Genomic DNA, 19,107 nt, shown 5'->3' with positions numbered 1-19,107 from the left:
TGAAAAACAGATGAAATCCACTGCCCTCACTAAGATCTGTGCCCTGTTGATCCGCCACGCCGATGCCCATGCGGATCCTGTTGGTGGAGGACGAGATGGATCTAGCGCGATCCATCCAGGCAGTCCTGGAGGGCCAGGGCCATGTGGTGGATCACTGCGTCAGCGGTCAGGACGGCTGGGTGCTTCTGGGGAGTGATCAGGCCCACTACGACCTGGGAATTCTTGATTGGATGCTCCCGGAGCTCAGCGGCCTCGATCTGTGCAGGCGAACGCGATCGCGGGGCCTGGCGCTACCGCTCTTGCTGCTCACGGCCCGTAACGAAACAGCCGACCGGGTTGAGGGCCTGGATGCCGGCGCGGACGACTATCTGAGCAAGCCCTTCGCGATGGAGGAGCTGCTCGCACGGGTACGGGCGTTGCAGCGGCGACAGCCCAGCTATCGGGCGCCGCTCCTGGAAGCCGGTTGCTTCCGGCTGGATCTCGCCGCGGGGCAGTTGCTCGTGGCAACAGCCGCAGCTGAGGTTTGCATTGAGCTCACCACGAAAGAGCAGCAACTGATGAGCTATTTCCTGGAACACCCCGGTGAGGTGATTTCCGGCTCACGCTTGCGCAACCAACTGTGGAATCTGCAGCAGGATCCCATCAGCAATGTTGTTGCCGCCCAGGTGCGATTGCTGCGGCGCAAGCTTGCTTCTCATGGGCTTGCTTCTCCGCTTGAAACCATACCGAGTAAGGGGTATCGGCTGAACCCGCATGCTGCGGTGTTGCTGTGATGACCATCCAAACGCCAGCGCATCGCCTGTTATTTCAAGCTCGATTGAGACTGGCGGGACTCTCCTTGCTGGTGATGGGTGCACTCCTTTACGGCGCGGGGTTCGCGATGGGACGGCTGTTGCTGCAGAGCCAGGACAGCGCCATCCGGCGTGAACTGCAAGCTCTTGCCGGCACCCTGCACGACAGTCTCAAGCCTGTCCTGCTGCCGCAGGCGGCCCGGCCCACGCCCGCACTTGTTTCGGTTCTACCGGGCCTCTGTATTGCAGGAGAGCCTTGCAAGGCACCGGATTCATTGGTTGAACGCCATGCCATCAGTGCCACCGATTCCGACCGCTACAAGCTGCGTGTTCTCGATCCCAACGGTGCTCTGCTGGCCAGCTCCCCCGGGGCTCCGATCCTGCTCCCGCCAGCGGCTGATCAAGGTTGGCAGCTCACGCAAGAACCCGCTGGCCGGCGCTGGCTCACCTACTCCATTCATCTGCATCACTCCAACAGCAACAGAGAACCCGTCTGGGGATTCCTTCAGATTTCACACAGCCTGAACGATCTGGACCGGGAAGCACAACAGCTGGTGTGGTTGGGACATGCTGTCTTCCTCGTTGCGCTGCTGGCCATGGGCGCTGCCAGCTGGTGGCTGGCTGGATTGGCGATGGCACCATTACTGGAGGCCTATCAGCGACAGGAGCAGTTCAGCGCCGATGTGGCCCACGAATTACGCACCCCGCTGGCCAACTTGATGGCAGTGGTGGAGACAGGACGCTGGGATCGGGTGCTGGCCCAGGGCCGGCGCCTGCAGAACCTGATCGGCGACCTGTTGTTGCTCGCCAGCCTTGAACGACCCTGCGAGCGGGAGCCGGCAACGGTGTGTGATCTCGCCGAGATCACGGCCGATGTGATGGAGGATTTTTCAGAGACAGCTGCGGCTGCTCAGGTGAGCCTGATTCACACGTCATGGATGTCCAGTGCCAAGGTGCTTGGGGCGGAGACAGAACTCAGCCGGCTTGTGATCAATCTGCTGAGCAACGCGATGCAGCACAGCCCAGCAGGTGGCGCGATCGACGTCTCCCTGAAGCACCAGGGTCGCCATTTCCAGCTTTCAATCACCGACAACGGACCTGGCATCGCTGAGGAGATGCAGGGCCGAATCTTTGATCGCTTCACGCGACTGGATCCGTCTCGCTCACGCCTCCAGGGTGGCAGTGGGCTGGGGCTGGCCATCGCGCAAGCCATCGCCGTCCGCCATCGCGCAGCAATCCAGGTGCACTCCAGGACTGGATGCGGCAGCTGCTTCTCCCTGGAGATTCCGGCGGCTGAGCCACCCCATTGACTCTCCACCGACTGGAGTGTTTACGGTGGAAGCAGTCGCCGTCCTCCTGTGCCTCTGTTGATGCCTCCAGTCGCCGCCATACCTGTGCCTGCGGTGGTTTCCGCCTATCGCTCCCCAAGCTGTGGCTGCTGCAAAGGCTGGCTGGACCACCTCAGGCAAGCCGGCTTCACAGTGAAGGACTACGTGACGAGCAACCTTGCGAGCATCAAGCAGCGCTACGGCGTTCCACCTCAGCTGCAGTCCTGTCACACCGCCCGGATTGGGGGTTACACGGTTGAGGGTCATATTCCAGTGTCGGCGATTCAGCGGCTGCTGAAGGAACGCCCACAGGTGGCCGGAATTGCCGTACCCGGTATGCCGCTCGGTTCGCCCGGCATGGAATCACCGTTCAAGACAGAGAGCTACACGGTGTTCACCTTCACCGAATCCGGCCGGACCCAAGCCTTCCAGACGGTGGAGGGTGATGGCTAAGCCGGAACTCAGCGCTGTGCGTCTCTACAGGATGGAGACGCCCGAGCATGCCTGTCCGTGGGGGCAGCGCGCGCTTCAGCTCCTGCGCGCCCAGGGGATTCCGTTTGAGGATCATCCTCTGCGCAGCCAGGCGGAGGTGGAAGCCTTCAAGCATGCCCACGGTGTGACCACCACGCCGCAGGTGTTTGCCGGCGCGGAGCGCATTGGGGGCTACACCGAGCTGGCGAAACGGCTTGGTGTCACCGCGGAAACAGCAGAGGTGTCCTACGCACCAGTGATCGCTGTGTTCCTGAGCGCTCTGTTGATCAACCTGGCATTAGGGGGCGAAATCCGGGGCTACATGGGCCTGGCGATCTGCCTGTTGGCGATGCTCAAGCTGATGGATATTGCGGCATTCGCTGCAAGCTTCCGCAAATATGACCTGCTCACGCAGCGTTGGCAGGCCTGGGGAAAACTGTATCCCGCTGTTGAGCTATTGGTGGGACTTGGGATGCTGCAATCGGCCGAGAGTATGGGCCTTGAAGCTGTGATTGGCGTGACAGCAGTGCTTCTCGGTGTGATGGGCATGGTCTCCGTCGGCAAAGCCGTGTTCGTCGATCACCTGGCACTGAACTGTGCCTGCGTGGGCGGCAACTCCCGCACACCGCTGGGGGTGGTGAGCTTCGCTGAGAATCTGATCATGGGGCTGATGGGTTTGGCGATGTTGATTCAGCCAGTGATGGCTCTTGCTTCTGGGGGTGCGTTGTGATCAGCCGGCGCTCCTTTCTCGCCCTGGCAGCCGGTGGCACTGCAGCAGCCTCAGTCGCGGCTCTGCGCCATGGCTGCCATGGCTGGGCCGCAGATCCACGGAGGAGCATCAACGCGGCGGCGACGTCGCCAGTGCGCTCTCAAGCTGGCCTGCTGGAGCTGGATCTGGTAGCGCAGGAAACGTCCATCAGCATCCCTGGCACATCAGGACGGGCACTCACCTACAACGGCTTACTCCCTGGCCCCCAGCTTGAACTGCAGCCTGGTGATGCGGTGCGGATCCAGCTGCACAACCGCCTGACTCAGCCAACGAATCTGCACTACCACGGCCTGCACATTCCACCCAGCGGAGCAGCCGACAATGTGTTCCTGAGGGTTGCTCCTGGCCAGCGACAGAGCTGCAGCTTCTCCTTGCCGGACAATCACCCGGCGGGCCTCTTCTACTACCACCCCCATCACCATGGAACGGTGGCTGACCAGGTGTTTGGTGGCCTGGGTGGTGCGCTGCTGGTGAGAGGCGATCTCGATCGCATCCCTGAAGTGCAGGCGGCCCAGGAAGAAGTGCTTGTGCTCAAGGATCTTCCAGCCGCCAACCAGCGCTCCGGTTCTGGTGTGATGCTTGGCCGAGAAGGCTCGATTCTGAGCGTGAACGGCCAGGTGAAGCCCGAGCTGCAGGTTGCAGCCGGCGGCTTGCTGCGCCTACGCCTTCTCAACGCCTCCAATGCCCGCTTCTGGCGACTGGCGCTGGAGGGTCACACCATGCATCTGATTGCCACTGATGGTGGTGCACTGGAGCAACCACTGCCGTTGCAGGAGTTGCTGCTGGTGCCCGGCGAGCGTGCCGATGTGTTGGTGCAGGTGGCTCCCGAAGGTGGTCGGTTTCGCTTGAACAACCTCCCCTACAGGCGCCTGGGGCGCCCAATGATGGGCGGCATGGGCATGGGTATGGGCATGGGTATGGGTATGGGCATGGGGAGAGCGGTGTCTGGCCAGGAACAAGCTGATGTCATCGCAACGGTGAGCACCAATGGCGTTGTAGCGCCGCAGCCTCTGCCGCAGCAGCTCTTAGCGGTGGAGGAGCTCCCCAGCCCGCTGCGTACGCGCCGATTTGTGATGAATCACGGCATGGCACCAGGCATGGGCATGGCCTTTTTGATCAACGGCCAGAGCTACAACCATGGGCGCATTGACACGCGCGTGCAATTGGGAGACACAGAGGACTGGGAGCTGCTGAACACAGGCGTGATGGATCACCCCTTCCATCTGCATGTGAATCCGATGCAGGTGATCAGCCGCAATGGCAGGCCTGAGCCCTACCGGGCCTGGCGGGATGTGGTGCTGGTGCGCCCTGGCGAAACCGTGCGCGTGCGCACCCGCTTCAGCGACTTTGCTGGCAAGAGCGTGTATCACTGCCACATCCTCGATCACGAGGAGCTCGGCATGATGGGCAACATCTTGATCGAAGCCTGAGTACTGAGCTGATCACGCGACTGATCAAGCCCCGCCACAAGGCTCCCAGCTCTTCAACATCGTTTTGATCTCAGTCTCCAGCACCTTCAATTCATCCAGGCGCTCATGAATCTCGCTTAATTTTTCGCGCATCGTGGTCTTGAGATCACTGCAAGTACAGATTCCAGATCGCTGTGCCTGAATTACTTTTTTCACCAAATCAAGAGGCAAGTCCATGGCCCGCAGACGAAGGATTAGACTAAGATCGTCAAAAACAGACTCATCAAACAATCGATATCTGGAATCGGTACGTGATACTGGCAGCAATAAACCTTCATCACAATAAAAACGAATCGTTTTCACCGAAATGTTGCTTCTTGCAGAGACAACTCCAATCTTGAGTAGATCGCCAGGCGCTTTAGGCACGAAGGGTTGACTCTCCACTTACTGGAGACTCCACAATAGCGACGTGATTGTTCTTTCCATGCGTCGAATCGCTTTTGCTCTGGCCGCCATCTCGGCACTGCCCCCTCAAGTCGCATTGGCCCAAATGGACCATGGGATGCATCACCCAGCACCTGAAAAAACGAAAGAGGCTGCACCCCCCCATTCCGGCAACCATCAGCACCATGCCCATGGCATGGGACCAGCAGGCAGCACCTACGACCTGCGCTTTATCGATGGCATGGTCGAGCATCACACCGGGGCGTTGCGGATGAGTGAGTACGTCTTCAACATCGGCGCCCCTGGGGTGGGGGCGTTGGCAAACAGCATCTGGAACGAGCAGGCCCGTGAGATCAAGGCGATGCGCCAATGGCGCAAAGCCTGGTATCCGGATGCACCGGTTTATCCCGTGGCATTGCGCCCTAACGGGGACCCCAACTCCATGGCAGATCTGGTGCGCATGAGTCCTGATGTGATTGCCGCGATGCGCATGTCGGGAACGAAGCCAACGCGCGACAACAGGGTGCAGTGGTTCTTAGAGGGAATGATTGAGCACCATGGAGGCGCACTTCAGATGGCCCATGAGGCTCGGCAAAACTCCACCAACCCCACCGTCCTTCGCCTGGCGCGCGAGATCATCGTCGCCCAGCGCAAAGAGATCATCGAACTCCGCAAGATGCTGCAAAGCGGAGGACTGAATAAGCCGGACTACTACAAATTTGATGGCCTTTTCGCGCTGTGAAAGCAATCACTTTTAATGCCTTCACCACAACGATGATGGGATGGATCTCCATCTCATTCGCCCTCGTCGCTGCTTTCGTTGTCCATCCCATGGCCAGCCATGCTCACAGCAAAGGCATCTACCAATCCAAAGCTGACGCGCAACAACGTGCCAGTGAGATTGGTTGCAATACGCTGCATCAGAACAACGGAAAGTGGATGCCCTGCGCAGATGAGCGTAAACTCCACCGCCAACTTCGCAAGCAATGAACCAACGACCGCTTTCACGGCGAGCACGCAAAGTTCACCGTTGGCTGGTTCCAATCGCCGCTGTTCCGTTGCTGATCACCGCAGGCACGGGATCTCTCTACAGCTTGCTCTTGGAGCAAGACATTGATGCCTTCTGGCTGCTGAAGATCCACACCGGGAATTTCGGTGTTCTGAATCTTCAGCCCGTCTACCCAATGCTCTTGGGTGGGCTCACCGTCATCGTCACAGTTTCGGGTGCAGCGATGCTGTTAAAACCATCGCGATGACCCCCGTTCCCCGAAGCGGTCTCCCTGAAACCGCTTAATAACGCGCGAAGACGGAGGTTGTTCCGTCATGGGCAATGGCAAGCACCTCGAAACGTTCAGCCTCGACGCCAGCCACCTCCATCCCGGGAGAACCCATTGGCATCCCTGGAACTGCCAGACCTCGGATATTGGGCCGTTCTGTCAAAAGACGCTGAATCGCAGAAGCGGGCACATGCCCTTCGATCACATACCCCTCCACAACCGCGGTATGGCAAGAAGCTTGTTGTGGGCTGATGCCACGCGCTTTCTTCACGGCATCCATGTCCTCGGTGACATGGTCCTCAATGCGGTATCCCGCTGAAACGATGTGGGATCCCCATGACGTACAGCAACCGCAACTCGCCGATCGATACACCGTCATCTGAGGCCCGGTCGCCCCACTGTTGACGGGCATCGCAGCATCCCCTTTCACATCACCATGCGCCTCAAGCGGTTGACTCGCTGAAAGCAGCGAGACGACTACAAAGGCTCCAACCAAGCTCTGTCGCACGGCAGCTGAACACAGATGCGCAAAACGCGAAGCGTTCATGGATTCCTCAATGCAGCGAATTGAATCGACTCTCCGCATTATCGCGAGTTGCTCATAAACACACCCAGTTGCACAAAATTCCAGGGACAACTCGGGGACCAGCCCTTCAGACCTGTTCCAACAACTGGAAGCCAAGTGGCAGCAGCGGCCAGAAACTCCAGCGCTGATCCGCAGAATTATTGCCGTCTCCAGGCATGCATCTCATAAAACCAACCAAAGATTCTGTCGAGATGGATTCATCAAAGGCAAAAAGCCGTGAGTAAGGGGATGGTCCACAGCAAACCAAGCTGAATGTCTCAAACGCGGGCGGCTTCGCGAGTTTTTTCCAAACTAAAGAAAATAAATCTGGTTGGGCATTGGCCGCACCCCCTGTTCTGCTGAGTTTGGCGCCCCTGCTGGTGGGCCGTGCCCGTCGCGGTGTGGTGGGCAGTAGTCGTTACGCCAAAACGCTTCGGGAGACCGTGCGCCAGGCCGCCTCGGATGGCCAGCGGCGAGCGGTCTTCATCCTCGGAGAACCGGGGCTGGAGAAGGACAACCTGGCGGCGCTGATCCACTTCGGATCCCCCCAGCGCAAGGAGTTAATGCTGCGCCTGGATGCGGCTCTGCTCAAGGCTGATGGCAGCGATCTGCTCGAGCCCCTGGATTCCTCGGATGGTCGCTCCCTACTTGAGCTCGTTGGTGACGGCTCACTCCTGATCGATCAGCTCGATCGTGCGCCTGAGGGCCTCAAACCACTCCTCCTGGAACTCCTCGAGGGGCAGCACGGCTTCCGAGGACGCCTGTTTTTCACCTCAGAGACGGTGTGCTCCGACATTGAGCGGCGCTGCAGCCTGATTCGGGTGCCGCCGATACGAGTGCGCCGGCAGGACCTCGGGGAGTGGTTGCGCTATGGGATCCGATTGCGCAGCCGCAAACTCGGCTGGCCCCAGGCCCCTGACGTATCCGAGGCGGTAATCAAACGGCTCCAGGCCTACGACTTCCCAAACAACATCCGTGAGCTGGAGACCCTGGTTGACCGGGCCCTGCAGCAGATCCGGCGCCAGGAGGGCAGCACGGTTCCGATACTGATTCCGGAGGACGTCTTTTGGACGTCGCCTCGCCAACAGCGCTATCGCTTCGATATCTGGCGTTGGAAGCCTCAACTGAGGGAGTGGATGCGAGCCCCATGGCTCTGGAACACTCTGCTCTTCGGCGTGGTCAGCTGGGTATTTGTTCTGGTGAATCTCTGGCTCTGGCTGGGGCCGCAGGACCGGGCCCACAACGGTGCCTTGAACCTCTTCTGGGCCTGGTGGTGGCCGTTGATCCTGCTGGGTTTTCCCCTGGTTGGCCGTCTGTGGTGCTCCTTCTGCCCCTTCATGGTCTGGGGCGAGATCAGCCAACAACTTGCGCGAATCCTGGGTTGGCGACCCGCTCGCTGGCCCCGCGGGGAAACTGACGGGTGGGCCTCCCCCCTGCTGGCGGCGGGCTTCGCCCTGATCCTGCTCTGGGAAGAGGTCTGGAATCTGCAGAACACAGCCTGGCTGAGCAGTTGCTTGCTGTTGTTGATCACCAGCGGGGCGGTGATCGGCTCGCTGCGCTTTGAGAAACGTTTTTGGTGCCGCTATCTCTGTCCCGTTGGCGGCATGAACGGGCTCTTTGCAAAGTTGTCCGTGTTGGAACTCCGCGCCCAGGTCGGCACCTGCAGCGGCAGTTGCAGCAGCTATGCCTGCTTCAAAGGCGGACCGGCCGATGGCGAAGGACTGGCGACAGCGGGTTGCCCGCTCGGCACCCATCCGGCCCACCTGCATGACAACCGCAACTGTGTTTTTTGTCTGACCTGTGCCCAGGCCTGCCCCCATCGCTCGGTTCAGCTCGCCATCAGACCCCCTGCCGCCGATATCCAGCGAGAGATGGAGCTACCCCGTGGAGAGCCCAGTCTGCTGCTGGTCCTGGCCGGCGACGTCTGTTTGCACCAGGCCCCGCGCATGCTGGCTTGGATTCCAGGTGCTCCAGCCAGCCTGGTGGAGGGTCCACTGCTGCCCCGATTGCTCATGGCGCTGCTGGCCCTCTCGATCCCCACACTGCTTTATGGCTTGGCCTGCTTGGTCTTTAACCGTCAACGTCTCCGCCGGACGCTGTATGGCCTCCTGCCCCTGATTTGGGCGCTGTTGTTGGCTCGGCACCTGCCCTTGGGCATGGGCGAAGCCGGTCAGCTTCTGCCCGTCAGCCTGTCGCCACTGAATGGGTCCTGGACTGAGTCCTTGCCGTCCTGGCAGGCGGACGCCCACGTGATCGCCTTTTGCCAGAGCCTGGCCGTTCTGCTCGGCTGGGGCTCCAGCGTGGTGCTGCTGCGGCGCCAGTTGGCGACCCATCGGACCTCCTGGCTTGGGGCCTCAGGTTTAGCCGTTGCCCTGGCCGTGGCGGGACGCTGGCTTGTGGCGGCCTGAGCTCAATTCAGGCCGAATCGAACAGAGCATGTTCAACACTGCGTCATCCAGTGGCCTACCGAAGCTCGTAAGCGGCCCTGCCAATGATCGGTCGGGTCTCCTCCTCCACCTGCTGCGCAATCGCCAGAACTTCAGCCTTAGAGCTGATGTCCCGAAAGAGCCGTTCAGGGGAGCACATCGACAACATCACCTCACCCGAATCAGTCTGGGAAATGGCGATGCGACAGGGCATCAACACATCTGCTCCTTGATAAAGACGAGGGTTTGGGATGTAGCCATGGAGCCCTTATCAAATCAACCTGGAGCCACTGGAGCACTGACGCTGCTGTGGATCAAATACAGCGGCAATCGTGCGTATCAACCACCGGCCCTCGGTGGTGACCTCCATCTGCCCCTGGCCTTGTTGGACAGAGAGCCTCACCAACCCATCAGATTCAAGCTCCTGCAACAACGACCACTCCTCTGAAAATCGAGGCAGATCCAAGGAGAGGGCGAATTGGCACATCACTTGCCTGATCAGGGCTCGCCGCTCAAGAACATCGGAATCGACGACTTCCAGACCCCGTTCCACGGGGAGACGTCCCTGGCTGAGGGCCTCGCCATAGGCCTTCAAGGACCGTTCGTTTTGGCAGAAAAGATGGGGGAATTGACTAATGGCCGTCGGACCAATTCCCAGGAGATCCAGCTCTCCGCCGGTGGTGTAGCCCTGAAAATTGCGGTGCAGGCGCCCCTGGCGTGCCGCCTGCGCAAGGCTGTCACTGGAGAGGGCGTAGTGGTCCATTCCGATGGCGTCATAGCCAGTGGAACAGAGCAGGCGCTGAGCTTCTTCCAGCATCAGCATGCGCTGAAGCTGGCTGGGGAGATCCGCCGCCGAGATCTTGCGCTGCAACGGCAGCTGATCCGGCAAGTAGGCAAACGAGAAGAGGGAGATCCGATCAGGACGCAGCTCCTCCACCAACTGCAGTGTTCTCTGGAAACGCTCCGGGGTTTGCAGCGGCAAACCACAGATCAAATCAACGTTGACACTGCTGAAGTTGGCCTCCCGCAGCCAATGCATTGAGCTGCGCAGCTGCTCAGCCGGAACCACGCGATTCACGGCCCTCTGCACCTCAGGATCGGCATCTTGAATCCCAAAACTGATGCGATTGAATCCCTGGGCCCGCAATTGCAAGGCGGACTCCTGCGTCAGAAACTCGGGATTGACCTCGATGGAGGCTTCTAATTCGGGATCCAGGACGAAATGACGTTCGATCAGCCCCCACAGCTGGGCAATTTCCTCCGCATTGAGGTAGTTGGGCGTCCCGCCACCCCAATGCAATTGAGCCAAGCGCCGGCGTTGCGGCATCACTTTGGAGATCAACTCCAGCTCCTGCTCCAGGGAAGCCAAATAAGGCTTCACGACCTTCGAGCCCAACTGGGTCGTCACCCGGTTGCAGCCGCAATACCAACAGGCATGGCGACAGAAGGGAACGTGCACATAGAGAGACAGGGGCTTGCTACTGGGCTGAGCCAACTGGCGACGCAACAGCTCTTCCCCGACCTCCGTTGTGAAGGACGCAGCAGTGGGGTAGCTGGTGTAGCGGGGAACCGGTTTGTCGTACTTGAGCAACAGCTCGAGTGAACTGAGAGGAGAGGCAACAGGGGGCATGGGGTCGCAACAAGGGGGCAGGATCGCGATCAAGAACCGCGAAATGAGTGGAAGCAGGGCTCAGCCAAGATCCGCCAATTCGGCCAGCAAGCGCTGCGTTGCACCAAAAGCCACTTCCGCTTCCTCGAGCAGCTCTTCTTCCTCTGATTCAGAAAGATCCATCTGCTCAAAACCGTCGTGAAGCGACTGCTTGAGCCAAGTCAGATCCTGTTCAAAGGACCAGAAACGCAGAGAGGAAAGCCCCTGGCGCCGGAGGATTGCATTGGCCTGTTCCGCCAGCTGCTGACCACCGGAGAGATCCCCGCCGTAGCGGACATAAACGTGAGCCATCAAACGGTGGGGGGACTGACGGACGAGGGCCTTCATTTGCTCCAACCAAATCGCCGCAGCCGCGGAGACCGGAGTCGGCCCCACCGCGGAGAGCGCCGCGACGTCATGCGCGAGGGCTGAACCACGGGCCAGATCAGGCCAGGGAATCGCCGCAGCTCCAAGGGCAGAAGCCAAAGCGGGGCCCTCCTGCTCGAGCAGCGCGTAGGCCGGTACGAGGGCGCGAATGAGCGCGGCGAGCTGAAGCGGAGTGGCCTGCCCCTCCAGCAGCGCCCGAGAGAACGCCATCCCCTCAGCCTTGTGGTGGGCTTTGCCGATACGGGCATGGAGCTTGCGCACCCTGGGGCCAAAACCCTTGCGCAACTGAGCTTCGGCTGAACCTGCGTGATCAGAGATCGACATGGGGGAAGCCATGGGCAAATGCGACATGCGTCCAAACAACACAAATGATGATATAACGTTATCGTTGTAAAGCGATTGCGCGCTTATAGATTCTTTGCTACTCCGAGGTCCATGCCTGAAGTCCCCTCGCCCACGTCGATTGGGCCTGCCTTGACGATGTCCACCCATCAAGCGTCTACCGAGCAAGTGCAGCCACCGTCGGATGCCGAACTCCAGCGCATCGACAGCTACTGGCGCACCGCCAACTACCTGGCAGCAGGAATGATCTACCTGCAGGACAACCCACTGCTGCGGAAACCGCTGCAGCCGGAGCACATCAAAAACCGCCTGTTGGGGCACTGGGGGTCGAGTCCGGGGCAGGCGTTCATCTGGACGCACGCCAACCGGCTGATCAACCACTACGACCTCGACATGATTTATATGTCGGGCCCAGGGCATGGCGCCCCGGGCATGCGCGGGCCGGTGTACATCGACGGCAGCTACAGCGAGCGCTACCCCGACATCTCCCTCGACGAAGCGGGGCTTCAGCGCTTTTTCAAGATGTTTTCCTTCCCGGGACACGTCGGCAGCCACTGCACGGCCGAAACGCCAGGCTCGATCCATGAAGGCGGCGAACTGGGCTACGTGCTCTCCCACGCCTGCGGTTCGGTTTTCGACAACCCAGAGCTGATCACCCTGGCCTGCGTGGGGGATGGAGAAGCGGAAACCGGGCCGCTGGCCACCAGCTGGCACATCAACAAATTCCTCAACCCGATCCGGGATGGGGCCGTGCTGCCGGTGCTGCACCTCAACGGCTACAAAATCGCCAATCCTTCGATCCTCAGCCGCATCCCCCACGGGGAGCTGGAAAACCTGATGCGGGGCTATGGCTGGGAGCCTCTGTTTGTGGAGGGCTCCGACCCCATGGCCATGCACCGCCAGATGGCGGTGGCCATGCAGCAGGCGGTATTGACGATCCGGCAGATCCAGGACACCGCCCGCAGCAGCGGCAACGCCGAACGGCCCCATTGGCCGATGCTGGTGATGCGCTCACCGAAGGGCTGGACCGGTCCAGCGGAGGTGGACGGCCACAAGCTCGAAAACTTCTGGCGCTCCCACCAGGTGCCGATCACCGATGCGAAAACCAACCCGAAGCACCTGCAGCAGCTGGAGGCCTGGTTGAAGAGCTATCGCCCCTGGGAACTGTTTGACGAAACCGGAGCCATCCGCCCCGAGATCCGCTCCCTTTCTCCCAAGGGGGAGCGGCGCATGGGTTCAAATCCCCACACCAACGGCGGCGTGCTGCGACGCCATCTGGTGTTTCCTGATCTGACGAACTACGCCGTGGCGGTGGAAACCCCCGGCACGCGTGTCCATGCCAACACCGCTCCGTTAGGCGAACTGATCCGCGATCTGATTCGCCTCAACCCCAAGGCCTACCGGCTGTTCGGACCGGATGAAACCGCCTCCAACCGCTTGCAATCGGTGTATGAGGCGAGCAAAAAGGTGTGGATGGCGGACTATCTGCCGGAGGACCTCGATGGCAGTGAGCTGTCCCGCGATGGGGCAGTGGTGGAGATGCTGTCGGAACACACCCTGGTGGGGATGCTGGAGGGATACCTGCTCAGCGGACGCAATGGCTTCTTCCACACCTATGAGGCCTTTGCCCATGTGATCGCCTCGATGTACAACCAGCACTGCAAATGGCTGGAACACTGCGAGGAGATCCCCTGGCGAGAGCCCGTGGGTGCCTGGAACTGCCTGATTTCCTCCACGGTGTGGCGCCAGGACCACAACGGCTTTACCCATCAGGATCCGGGCTTCATCGACCTGGCGGGCAACAAGAAAGGCAGCATCACCAGGGTCTACCTGCCGGCTGATGCCAACTGCCTGCTGGCGGTGGCGGAACAAGCCCTCCAGGAGACCAACGTGGCCAACCTGATCGTCTCGGACAAGCAGCAGCACCTGCAGTATCTGACGCTGGAGCAGGCGCGCCGTCATGTGGCCAAGGGGGCTGGCCTGTGGGAATGGGCCTGCAACGACGAGTGCGGCGCCGAGCCGGATGCCCCAGATGTGGTGCTGGCCTCCGCCGGTGACATTCCGACCAAGGAATGTTTGGCAGCCATTGAACTGCTTCGGGAACGGATTCCAGCCCTGAAGGTGCGGTACGTGAATGTGGTGAATCTGTTCGCCTTGGCATCACCCCAAAACCATCCCCACGGCCTGAGCGATGCGGATTTCACCAGCCTGTTCACTCCAGACAAGCCGGTGATCTTCAATTTCCACGGCTACCCGTGGTTGGTGCATCGCCTCACCTACAACCGCCCCAATCACAGCAACTTCCATGTACGGGGGTACAAGGAGCGGGGCAACATCAACACCCCCTTGGAGCTGGCGATCAGCAACCAAATCGATCGCTTCAATTTGGTCATTGATGTGATCGATAGGGCCAAAAACCTTGGGTCACGTGCTGGCCATTTGAAGGAGCAGATGAAAGACGAGATCCAGAAGCACCGTGCCTATGCCTACGAAAACGGAACGGATGCTCCTGAGATCAACAACTGGCGCTGGAGCCTCGGCCTCTCCTCTTGATTGGCTGCGCCAAAAGTCAGTAAGACGACGTTCTCAACACGCAATCCGGAGACCGGAAAGCGCATCCACACTCACTCACCACTCGGCTTTCATGAACACTTCCCCTACCCAAGGCCCCGACATACGCGGCTTCTTCACCTCAGAACGATCGCTGCATGAGGTTGGCAATTCGATTTGGAAGGAGCAGACCCTAACGGCAGAGATCACCTGCGCCGGGCGGGCATGAATGACCTCACCTTGGTGATCAACTTGGGGAGCTCCAGCCTGAAGGCAGCCCTGCTTGAGTCCAACGGGGGCAGCCTCTGGCGCGGTGAGCGCAACCTTGCGGCTGGAGAAGAGTTAGAAACGGCACTGGAGAGCTGGATGGCTCCGGCCCTTGGGCCACATCGCAACACGATTGCCCGGATTGGCCACCGGGTCGTACACGGTGGTGAGCGATTCACGGCAGCGACACGGATCGATGCCGAAGTGGAGCAGGTCTTGCATCAGCTCATCCCACTGGCACCGTTGCACAATCCAGCGGCACTGATTGGAATCCACTGGACGCGCCAATGGACTCGGGAATTGGCCCCAGAACCGAGCCAATGGGCCTGCTTTGACACCGGCTTCCACAGCACCTTGCCGGAAGCGGCACGCACCTACGCCCTAGCGGAACAACTGAGGCAGAAGGGCTTCCGTCGCTTTGGCTTCCACGGCCTTAACCATCAGCACGTCAGTGAAACGGTGATGGAGCAGTGGTGTCAGCAGGGAAGGGAACCCAGCCAATTGCGGCTCATTAGTGCCCACCTTGGCGCTGGTGCTTCGCTGGCGGCCATAAGCGGTGGTCGCTGCATCGACACCACCATGGGCTACACCCCCATGGAGGGGCTGGTGATGGCCACCCGCAGCGGCAGTGTTGACCCAGGCCTGCTGCTGGAGCTGATGCGTGAAGGACTCACGACCTCAGAGATCACGGCGCAACTTCAGCAGAGTGGAGGGCTGAAGGGGCTCTCAGGCCTCAGCGGAGACATGCGCGAGATCCGAGCCCAGGTGCTTGCGGGCCATAGCGGTGCTCAGTTGGCCCTCGCCGTATTCCGCCACCGGTTGCTGCAGGGCATCGGAGCAATGGCGGCCAGCCTTGGCGGCGTGGATGTGCTCGCCCTCAGCGGCGGCATCGGGGAACACGACCAGGCCCTACAGACCGAGCTGAAACAGATGCTGGATTGGATACCAGCCCTAGACCTTCAGGTGATTCCCGCTGATGAGGAGGGAATGATTGCGCGTTTGTGCCAACGCGCGGAGGCTGATTTTGCAGAAGATCAGCCTCGATCCAGCAGCGGAGACGTTGATGCAGCGCTCATCTGACAAAGCATTGGACAGCCAATGGTCCATCTCCTGCAAGCATCGCCTGGGTCATGTCGCCCTACGGGTGCAAGACATGGAGCGGGCTAAGCGCTTTTATCTCGGCCTCGGCCTGCGGCTGACCTGGGAAGCTGATGACTGGTGCTATGCCCAGTGGCCAACGGGTGAGGGCATTGCACTGCTCAGCCCGGACTACAAGGCGGCGGGCCCCCACGTTGCTTTGCACCTGCAGAACCGCTCCGAAGTGGAGCAAATGCGCGAGCAGCTGCTGGTTCAAGGCCACTGCTGCGGCCCGGTGCATGACCACCGCGACGGCAGCACATCGTTTTATCTGCAAGATCCTGAGGGCAACTGGCTCGAAATACTCCACGAGCCCAAAGGCGGTTTGCCCTCCAATGTCGGAGCTGAGCCAATCCCTTTGAACGACTCGTGACGGCACATGGGCTCAGGTGGATCAACCATTGACTCTCGTGTTGACGAGCGATGGGGCACGGAGTCAGCAACAGCAACCAACAGCAGCTGACACAGGACCCTCACACGCAGCGCCCCCCCTACCCCACCGAATCAAATGTCCAATACAGAAGACCCAAATGAACACAAAGACCGGAGCTTTAACGATCAATCAGAGGACGGAGGGCGAGTGATCAAAGGCGCCTCAATTTCACGCTCCAAACTGGCCAAGGCCTGCGCCCGAGTTTGAAGGATCAGCTGCGTTAGTCGAGCGACAGCGCCTTCACCCATAGCCTCCGCATCAATGCCCTCAAAGGCCTCTTTAAAGACAATATCCAACTTTCGGATCAAAGACTCTCGGGCTTGCCGAACCGCAAGACGTTGACTTTCACGCGACATAAGAAGAACTCAGAAAACAACAAACGATGCGCCCATTGGCGCAACAAGAGGTGAATCACCCAAACAGTTGAATGAATCAAAAGGACGACAACTCCCCAAGAAGAGACTGGTTCAAATGGCATGCATTGACCGCCTCATCCAAGAACTCATCATCTTGCTGCTCGGTGAGCTGGAGCTGCTCAAATCCAGCATGGAATTGCTCCCTTAAGAGCGACACAGAATATGGAAAATCCCAAAACAGCAATGGCTCATACGCAGCCGACTGAAGGCTGAGATTCACATAAGGACCAAGCCCCTGCCCATCCAAAAGGTCACCGCCATAACGCACGTAAACATGAGCAAGCAGACAATGCGGATGTTGAGCCGCCAGCATCCTGATCCGGCGCTGCCATTCCTTGGAAAAGGCACTGGGTGGCGTGTGAAGAGAGCCGGGAAAGCAAAAAAGATCGTGATCCAAAGCATCGGATCGCATCAGCGCAGGCCAGGGAATCGCCGTGGAACCGAACGCCTTCGCAATGGGAGGCGCCAAAGCCTCGAGCAACCGATAGCCGGGGGCCAATCCACGGATCAGCCCTGCGATCTGGCGAGGGGTCGCGCGACCATCCAGGAACTGATGCAAAAAGCCCATGGCTTCAGCCTCTGGATGAGCTTCAGCGAGACGGCAATGCAACCGTTGCAGACGCGGCCCGTGGCTCACCTGAAAAGAGGCAACAGAGCTATCGCGCTGCCCGTTCAAGGCTCCACCCGAAAGCGAAAAGAAATACATAAAGCAAGCCTCTAACCATAAACACGATATAACGCTACCATTATTTTAGCAATTTGGAATCAGCGCAATGGGCAAGAGCCTCTCCCTTTATCGATTGATGGTCATCGCCCCGAACCTCAGCGGCGATGGTCAGCTGAATGAACTGATGCTGGAGCAGCGCAAGGCAGCAAAAGCAATCCAAATCTGGTTTTTACCACTGAGCTTGGCCAGGCAGGCTTCGCCTGAAGCGCATGGCGAAGCCGTGCTCTGCAAGCATCGACGCCAAGCTGATTGGCTCCAGCTCCGATTTGGAGGAACAATCAGCCAAATCGACGTCAGTCCCAGCTGGCTGGAGACTCACGCCACGGCATTACCGCCCAAAGGTGTTGCTGGGAACATTAGTGTTCAACCGCAGCGGTTTTAATCAACAAGCGCTGGGCATCTGCCAGAGGAATCCCAACAGAAAAAAGCGCTTGAGTGAAATCTTCGCAAAAGAATGCCAAAAGATCAGTGCAATCAATTCCGATGGCATGAAGATCACTCTTCATAGCCTTGAGAATTGAAAGGGTGAGCGGCAAGGCCTTCTCGCAAATGTGCACGATCTGTGAATGAATCTGCTGTCCCATGGCCTGCAACCAGCACTCCGCATAATTCAAGTGCTTCGTTTCATCATCAATCACAGCAACTGTGATCGCTCGGGCATACGGATCAGCAACCGGTAGATAAGCGCGATATGCGGCTACTGCAAAACACTCAATAATCAGCCCCTGCAAAACCAGGCAACCAACAACATCCCTTGAATTCTCCAAAGCACGGAACAGACGTTCCAAGGCAGTGAACAATGACTTTCCAGTTGCCATCGACGGCTTCACGCCCAGGTTGCGACCACAGGAGGAGAAATCAACGGTGTGACGCCCCTCCATCGCGGCAAGCATCAGGAGATGTTTCTCATCTTCAGGGATCAGACGCGCAAGGGAGCGGAAATGACGGTCCGCAAGGGCCTCTCCCACAATCACCAAGGCGTTCACCCTGCTGTAGGCATCGCAATAAGACGACGACTTGTAATCGATCATGGCCTCAAAATCAAAAAGGAATGGGGTGGTTCAATGCGCGATGTGCCTCATGCCATCGATCGGCAAGAACCATGGACTTGCAGTCTTCAAACCAAGGACCACCCAAGGTGTAATGAAGAATGCGTGCATCTTGAGGAACTGGCTGAACACCAACAAGCACATTCCACTGGGGTGGAAGAGAACCAATCTCTTCATCTTTCAACCAGCGCAATTGGTGCAAATGCAACCCCGAAGCTGAGTTCACCAACTCGGGAGTAAGCACCCGACAACGAGAACAGTTGAACAACATCACAGAAGTCCAGTTCTTGCGCTCGTAGGGCGTTTGAGGTTCACCCTGAAACTTCAGGCCTGCCTCGCAGTGATGCTGATGCTTTACAACCTGAATGGCGTATTGGTGATCGCGAAGGTCCCAGAGCTCAGCGATGTCACCAAGACAAACCATATCTGCATCAATAAAAAGGGCCCAGCCCTCGAAATTGCACAACCACGGGACGAGAAAACGTGAGAAAGAAAATTCGGTGCTTTGGAGAGGATTTTTGGGCCGTTGATACACCCCCTCCAGTTGACTCAGCCTCACCTGTGCAATTTGAACCGGGCGACTGGCTTTCGCTTGAATCGAGTCTGTGAGGACATTGACTGCGACACCCTCACGGGAGTCAAAGCCGATGAAAACACGCATGCTATTGAGA

Annotated in this window: 21 protein-coding genes; 13 read left to right on the top strand and 8 right to left on the bottom strand. The window is 59.1% G+C overall.

Translation table 11 applies throughout. The features are described 5' to 3' along the window. Positions 1-62 precede the first annotated feature (62 nt). Genes rppA through SynA1544_RS05880 form a run of 5 tightly spaced genes read left to right on the top strand, consistent with a single transcriptional unit; the run spans position 63 to position 4,789 of the window. Positions 63-773, top strand: a complete 711-nt coding sequence (gene rppA, locus SynA1544_RS05900; protein WP_370594101.1) for a two-component system response regulator RppA — start codon at positions 63-65, stop codon at positions 771-773. After that, positions 773-2,101 carry a cell wall metabolism sensor histidine kinase WalK gene (locus SynA1544_RS05895; RefSeq protein ID WP_186473046.1) on the top strand — a complete coding sequence of 443 codons (1,329 nt, stop codon included), beginning with the start codon at positions 773-775 and terminating at the stop codon, positions 2,099-2,101. The genes rppA and SynA1544_RS05895 overlap by 1 nt, the downstream gene beginning before the upstream one ends. Before the next feature lie 60 nt (positions 2,102-2,161). Then, positions 2,162-2,572: a DUF411 domain-containing protein gene (locus SynA1544_RS05890; RefSeq protein ID WP_115070381.1), complete on the top strand. Its 411-nt coding sequence runs from the start codon at positions 2,162-2,164 to the stop codon at positions 2,570-2,572. Next, the gene (locus SynA1544_RS05885; protein ID WP_115070382.1) at positions 2,565-3,320 is read left to right on the top strand and encodes a MauE/DoxX family redox-associated membrane protein; all 756 of its coding nucleotides are present in this window, start codon (positions 2,565-2,567) and stop codon (positions 3,318-3,320) included. Before SynA1544_RS05890 ends, SynA1544_RS05885 begins: the two co-directional genes overlap by 8 nt. Next, positions 3,317-4,789, top strand: coding sequence for a multicopper oxidase family protein (locus tag SynA1544_RS05880; RefSeq protein ID WP_370594100.1), 1,473 nt, complete (start codon positions 3,317-3,319; stop codon positions 4,787-4,789). Before SynA1544_RS05885 ends, SynA1544_RS05880 begins: the two co-directional genes overlap by 4 nt. A 24-nt stretch (positions 4,790-4,813) precedes the next feature. Here SynA1544_RS05880 and SynA1544_RS05875 read toward each other — a convergent pair whose 3' ends face one another. Continuing rightward, a complete protein-coding gene (locus tag SynA1544_RS05875) occupies positions 4,814-5,212 on the bottom strand; it encodes a MerR family transcriptional regulator (protein WP_186473045.1) in 399 nt (132 codons plus the stop codon). Positions 5,213-5,252: 40 nt separating this feature from the next. Between SynA1544_RS05875 and SynA1544_RS05870 the strand changes: the two genes are divergently transcribed. The 3 genes from SynA1544_RS05870 to SynA1544_RS05860 are packed head-to-tail and all read left to right on the top strand — an operon-like array spanning position 5,253 to position 6,468. Further along, the gene (locus tag SynA1544_RS05870) at positions 5,253-5,954 is read left to right on the top strand and encodes a DUF305 domain-containing protein (RefSeq protein ID WP_186473044.1); all 702 of its coding nucleotides are present in this window, start codon (positions 5,253-5,255) and stop codon (positions 5,952-5,954) included. 32 nt (positions 5,955-5,986) lie between these two features. After that, positions 5,987-6,202, top strand: coding sequence for a DUF3721 domain-containing protein (locus SynA1544_RS05865; RefSeq protein ID WP_131455963.1), 216 nt, complete (start codon positions 5,987-5,989; stop codon positions 6,200-6,202). Next, on the top strand, positions 6,199-6,468 hold the full coding sequence (locus SynA1544_RS05860) for a hypothetical protein (protein ID WP_131455619.1): 270 nt from the start codon (positions 6,199-6,201) through the stop codon (positions 6,466-6,468). Before SynA1544_RS05865 ends, SynA1544_RS05860 begins: the two co-directional genes overlap by 4 nt. A gap of 34 nt (positions 6,469-6,502) precedes the next feature. Here SynA1544_RS05860 and SynA1544_RS05855 read toward each other — a convergent pair whose 3' ends face one another. After that, on the bottom strand, positions 6,503-7,036 hold the full coding sequence (locus SynA1544_RS05855) for a DUF411 domain-containing protein (RefSeq protein ID WP_185189735.1): 534 nt from the start codon (positions 7,034-7,036) through the stop codon (positions 6,503-6,505). A 356-nt stretch (positions 7,037-7,392) separates the two neighbouring features. Between SynA1544_RS05855 and SynA1544_RS05850 the strand changes: the two genes are divergently transcribed. Then, positions 7,393-9,462, top strand: a complete 2,070-nt coding sequence (locus SynA1544_RS05850; protein ID WP_186515169.1) for a 4Fe-4S binding protein — start codon at positions 7,393-7,395, stop codon at positions 9,460-9,462. 289 nt (positions 9,463-9,751) lie between these two features. Here SynA1544_RS05850 and hemN read toward each other — a convergent pair whose 3' ends face one another. Both hemN and SynA1544_RS05840 read right to left on the bottom strand, forming a co-directional pair. Continuing rightward, a complete protein-coding gene (hemN, locus tag SynA1544_RS05845; RefSeq protein ID WP_186515168.1) occupies positions 9,752-11,110 on the bottom strand; it encodes an oxygen-independent coproporphyrinogen III oxidase in 1,359 nt (452 codons plus the stop codon). Between the two features lie 60 nt (positions 11,111-11,170). After that, on the bottom strand, positions 11,171-11,839 hold the full coding sequence (locus SynA1544_RS05840) for a biliverdin-producing heme oxygenase (RefSeq protein WP_255477749.1): 669 nt from the start codon (positions 11,837-11,839) through the stop codon (positions 11,171-11,173). A 156-nt stretch (positions 11,840-11,995) separates the two neighbouring features. Between SynA1544_RS05840 and SynA1544_RS05835 the strand changes: the two genes are divergently transcribed. From SynA1544_RS05835 to SynA1544_RS05825, 3 genes are all read left to right on the top strand, one after another. Then, complete coding sequence (locus SynA1544_RS05835) at positions 11,996-14,410, top strand: phosphoketolase (RefSeq protein WP_186515167.1); 2,415 nt, start codon at positions 11,996-11,998, stop codon at positions 14,408-14,410. Positions 14,411-14,632: 222 nt separating this feature from the next. Continuing rightward, positions 14,633-15,754, top strand: a complete 1,122-nt coding sequence (locus SynA1544_RS05830; protein WP_186515166.1) for an acetate/propionate family kinase — start codon at positions 14,633-14,635, stop codon at positions 15,752-15,754. Beyond that, complete coding sequence (locus tag SynA1544_RS05825; protein WP_186515165.1) at positions 15,738-16,184, top strand: VOC family protein; 447 nt, start codon at positions 15,738-15,740, stop codon at positions 16,182-16,184. Before SynA1544_RS05830 ends, SynA1544_RS05825 begins: the two co-directional genes overlap by 17 nt. Positions 16,185-16,369: 185 nt before the next feature. Here the strand turns inward: SynA1544_RS05825 and SynA1544_RS05820 are convergent, their stop codons facing one another. Next, positions 16,370-16,600 carry a hercynine metabolism small protein gene (locus SynA1544_RS05820; RefSeq protein ID WP_186515164.1) on the bottom strand — a complete coding sequence of 77 codons (231 nt, stop codon included), beginning with the start codon at positions 16,598-16,600 and terminating at the stop codon, positions 16,370-16,372. A gap of 76 nt (positions 16,601-16,676) precedes the next feature. Continuing rightward, a complete protein-coding gene (locus tag SynA1544_RS05815) occupies positions 16,677-17,336 on the bottom strand; it encodes a biliverdin-producing heme oxygenase (RefSeq protein ID WP_186515163.1) in 660 nt (219 codons plus the stop codon). 97 nt (positions 17,337-17,433) lie between these two features. Here SynA1544_RS05815 and SynA1544_RS05810 point away from each other — a divergent pair, with 97 nt between their 5' ends. Continuing rightward, a complete protein-coding gene (locus SynA1544_RS05810) occupies positions 17,434-17,769 on the top strand; it encodes a hypothetical protein (RefSeq protein ID WP_186515162.1) in 336 nt (111 codons plus the stop codon). On the opposite strand, the gene SynA1544_RS05805 is transcribed toward SynA1544_RS05810, so the two are convergent. Both SynA1544_RS05805 and SynA1544_RS05800 read right to left on the bottom strand, forming a co-directional pair. Then, on the bottom strand, positions 17,744-18,418 hold the full coding sequence (locus SynA1544_RS05805) for a long-chain fatty aldehyde decarbonylase (protein ID WP_186515161.1): 675 nt from the start codon (positions 18,416-18,418) through the stop codon (positions 17,744-17,746). The genes SynA1544_RS05810 and SynA1544_RS05805 overlap by 26 nt on opposite strands. Positions 18,419-18,428: 10 nt before the next feature. Beyond that, a complete protein-coding gene (locus SynA1544_RS05800) occupies positions 18,429-19,097 on the bottom strand; it encodes a glycosyltransferase (RefSeq protein ID WP_255477745.1) in 669 nt (222 codons plus the stop codon). Between the last annotated feature and the right edge of the window lie 10 nt (positions 19,098-19,107).

Origin of the sequence: Synechococcus sp. A15-44 (assembly GCF_014280115.1) — a bacterium.
Lineage (GTDB): Bacteria > Cyanobacteriota > Cyanobacteriia > PCC-6307 > Cyanobiaceae > Parasynechococcus.
Note: the sequence above shows the minus strand (reverse complement) of the source record. Positions and strands in the feature narration are given on the sequence as shown.

What these genes read in the sequence shown, in the direction of transcription:
- SynA1544_RS05885 (WP_115070382.1), top strand. Translation starts at nt 2,565, where the DNA reads ATGGCTAAGCCGGAACTCAGCGCTGTGCGTCTCTACAGGATGGAGACG.
- SynA1544_RS05860 (WP_131455619.1), top strand. Translation starts at nt 6,199, where the DNA reads ATGAACCAACGACCGCTTTCACGGCGAGCACGCAAAGTTCACCGTTGG.
- SynA1544_RS05835 (WP_186515167.1), top strand. Translation starts at nt 11,996, where the DNA reads ATGTCCACCCATCAAGCGTCTACCGAGCAAGTGCAGCCACCGTCGGAT.
- SynA1544_RS05855 (WP_185189735.1), bottom strand. Translation starts at nt 7,036, where the DNA reads ATGAACGCTTCGCGTTTTGCGCATCTGTGTTCAGCTGCCGTGCGACAG.
- SynA1544_RS05805 (WP_186515161.1), bottom strand. Translation starts at nt 18,418, where the DNA reads ATGATCGATTACAAGTCGTCGTCTTATTGCGATGCCTACAGCAGGGTG.
- hemN (WP_186515168.1), bottom strand. Translation starts at nt 11,110, where the DNA reads ATGCCCCCTGTTGCCTCTCCTCTCAGTTCACTCGAGCTGTTGCTCAAG.
- SynA1544_RS05870 (WP_186473044.1), top strand. Translation starts at nt 5,253, where the DNA reads ATGCGTCGAATCGCTTTTGCTCTGGCCGCCATCTCGGCACTGCCCCCT.
- SynA1544_RS05810 (WP_186515162.1), top strand. Translation starts at nt 17,434, where the DNA reads ATGGGCAAGAGCCTCTCCCTTTATCGATTGATGGTCATCGCCCCGAAC.
- rppA (WP_370594101.1), top strand. Translation starts at nt 63, where the DNA reads ATGCCCATGCGGATCCTGTTGGTGGAGGACGAGATGGATCTAGCGCGA.
- SynA1544_RS05830 (WP_186515166.1), top strand. Translation starts at nt 14,633, where the DNA reads ATGAATGACCTCACCTTGGTGATCAACTTGGGGAGCTCCAGCCTGAAG.
- SynA1544_RS05825 (WP_186515165.1), top strand. Translation starts at nt 15,738, where the DNA reads ATGCAGCGCTCATCTGACAAAGCATTGGACAGCCAATGGTCCATCTCC.
- SynA1544_RS05865 (WP_131455963.1), top strand. Translation starts at nt 5,987, where the DNA reads ATGATGGGATGGATCTCCATCTCATTCGCCCTCGTCGCTGCTTTCGTT.
- SynA1544_RS05890 (WP_115070381.1), top strand. Translation starts at nt 2,162, where the DNA reads ATGCCTCCAGTCGCCGCCATACCTGTGCCTGCGGTGGTTTCCGCCTAT.
- SynA1544_RS05840 (WP_255477749.1), bottom strand. Translation starts at nt 11,839, where the DNA reads ATGTCGATCTCTGATCACGCAGGTTCAGCCGAAGCTCAGTTGCGCAAG.
- SynA1544_RS05895 (WP_186473046.1), top strand. Translation starts at nt 773, where the DNA reads ATGACCATCCAAACGCCAGCGCATCGCCTGTTATTTCAAGCTCGATTG.
- SynA1544_RS05800 (WP_255477745.1), bottom strand. Translation starts at nt 19,097, where the DNA reads ATGCGTGTTTTCATCGGCTTTGACTCCCGTGAGGGTGTCGCAGTCAAT.
- SynA1544_RS05820 (WP_186515164.1), bottom strand. Translation starts at nt 16,600, where the DNA reads ATGTCGCGTGAAAGTCAACGTCTTGCGGTTCGGCAAGCCCGAGAGTCT.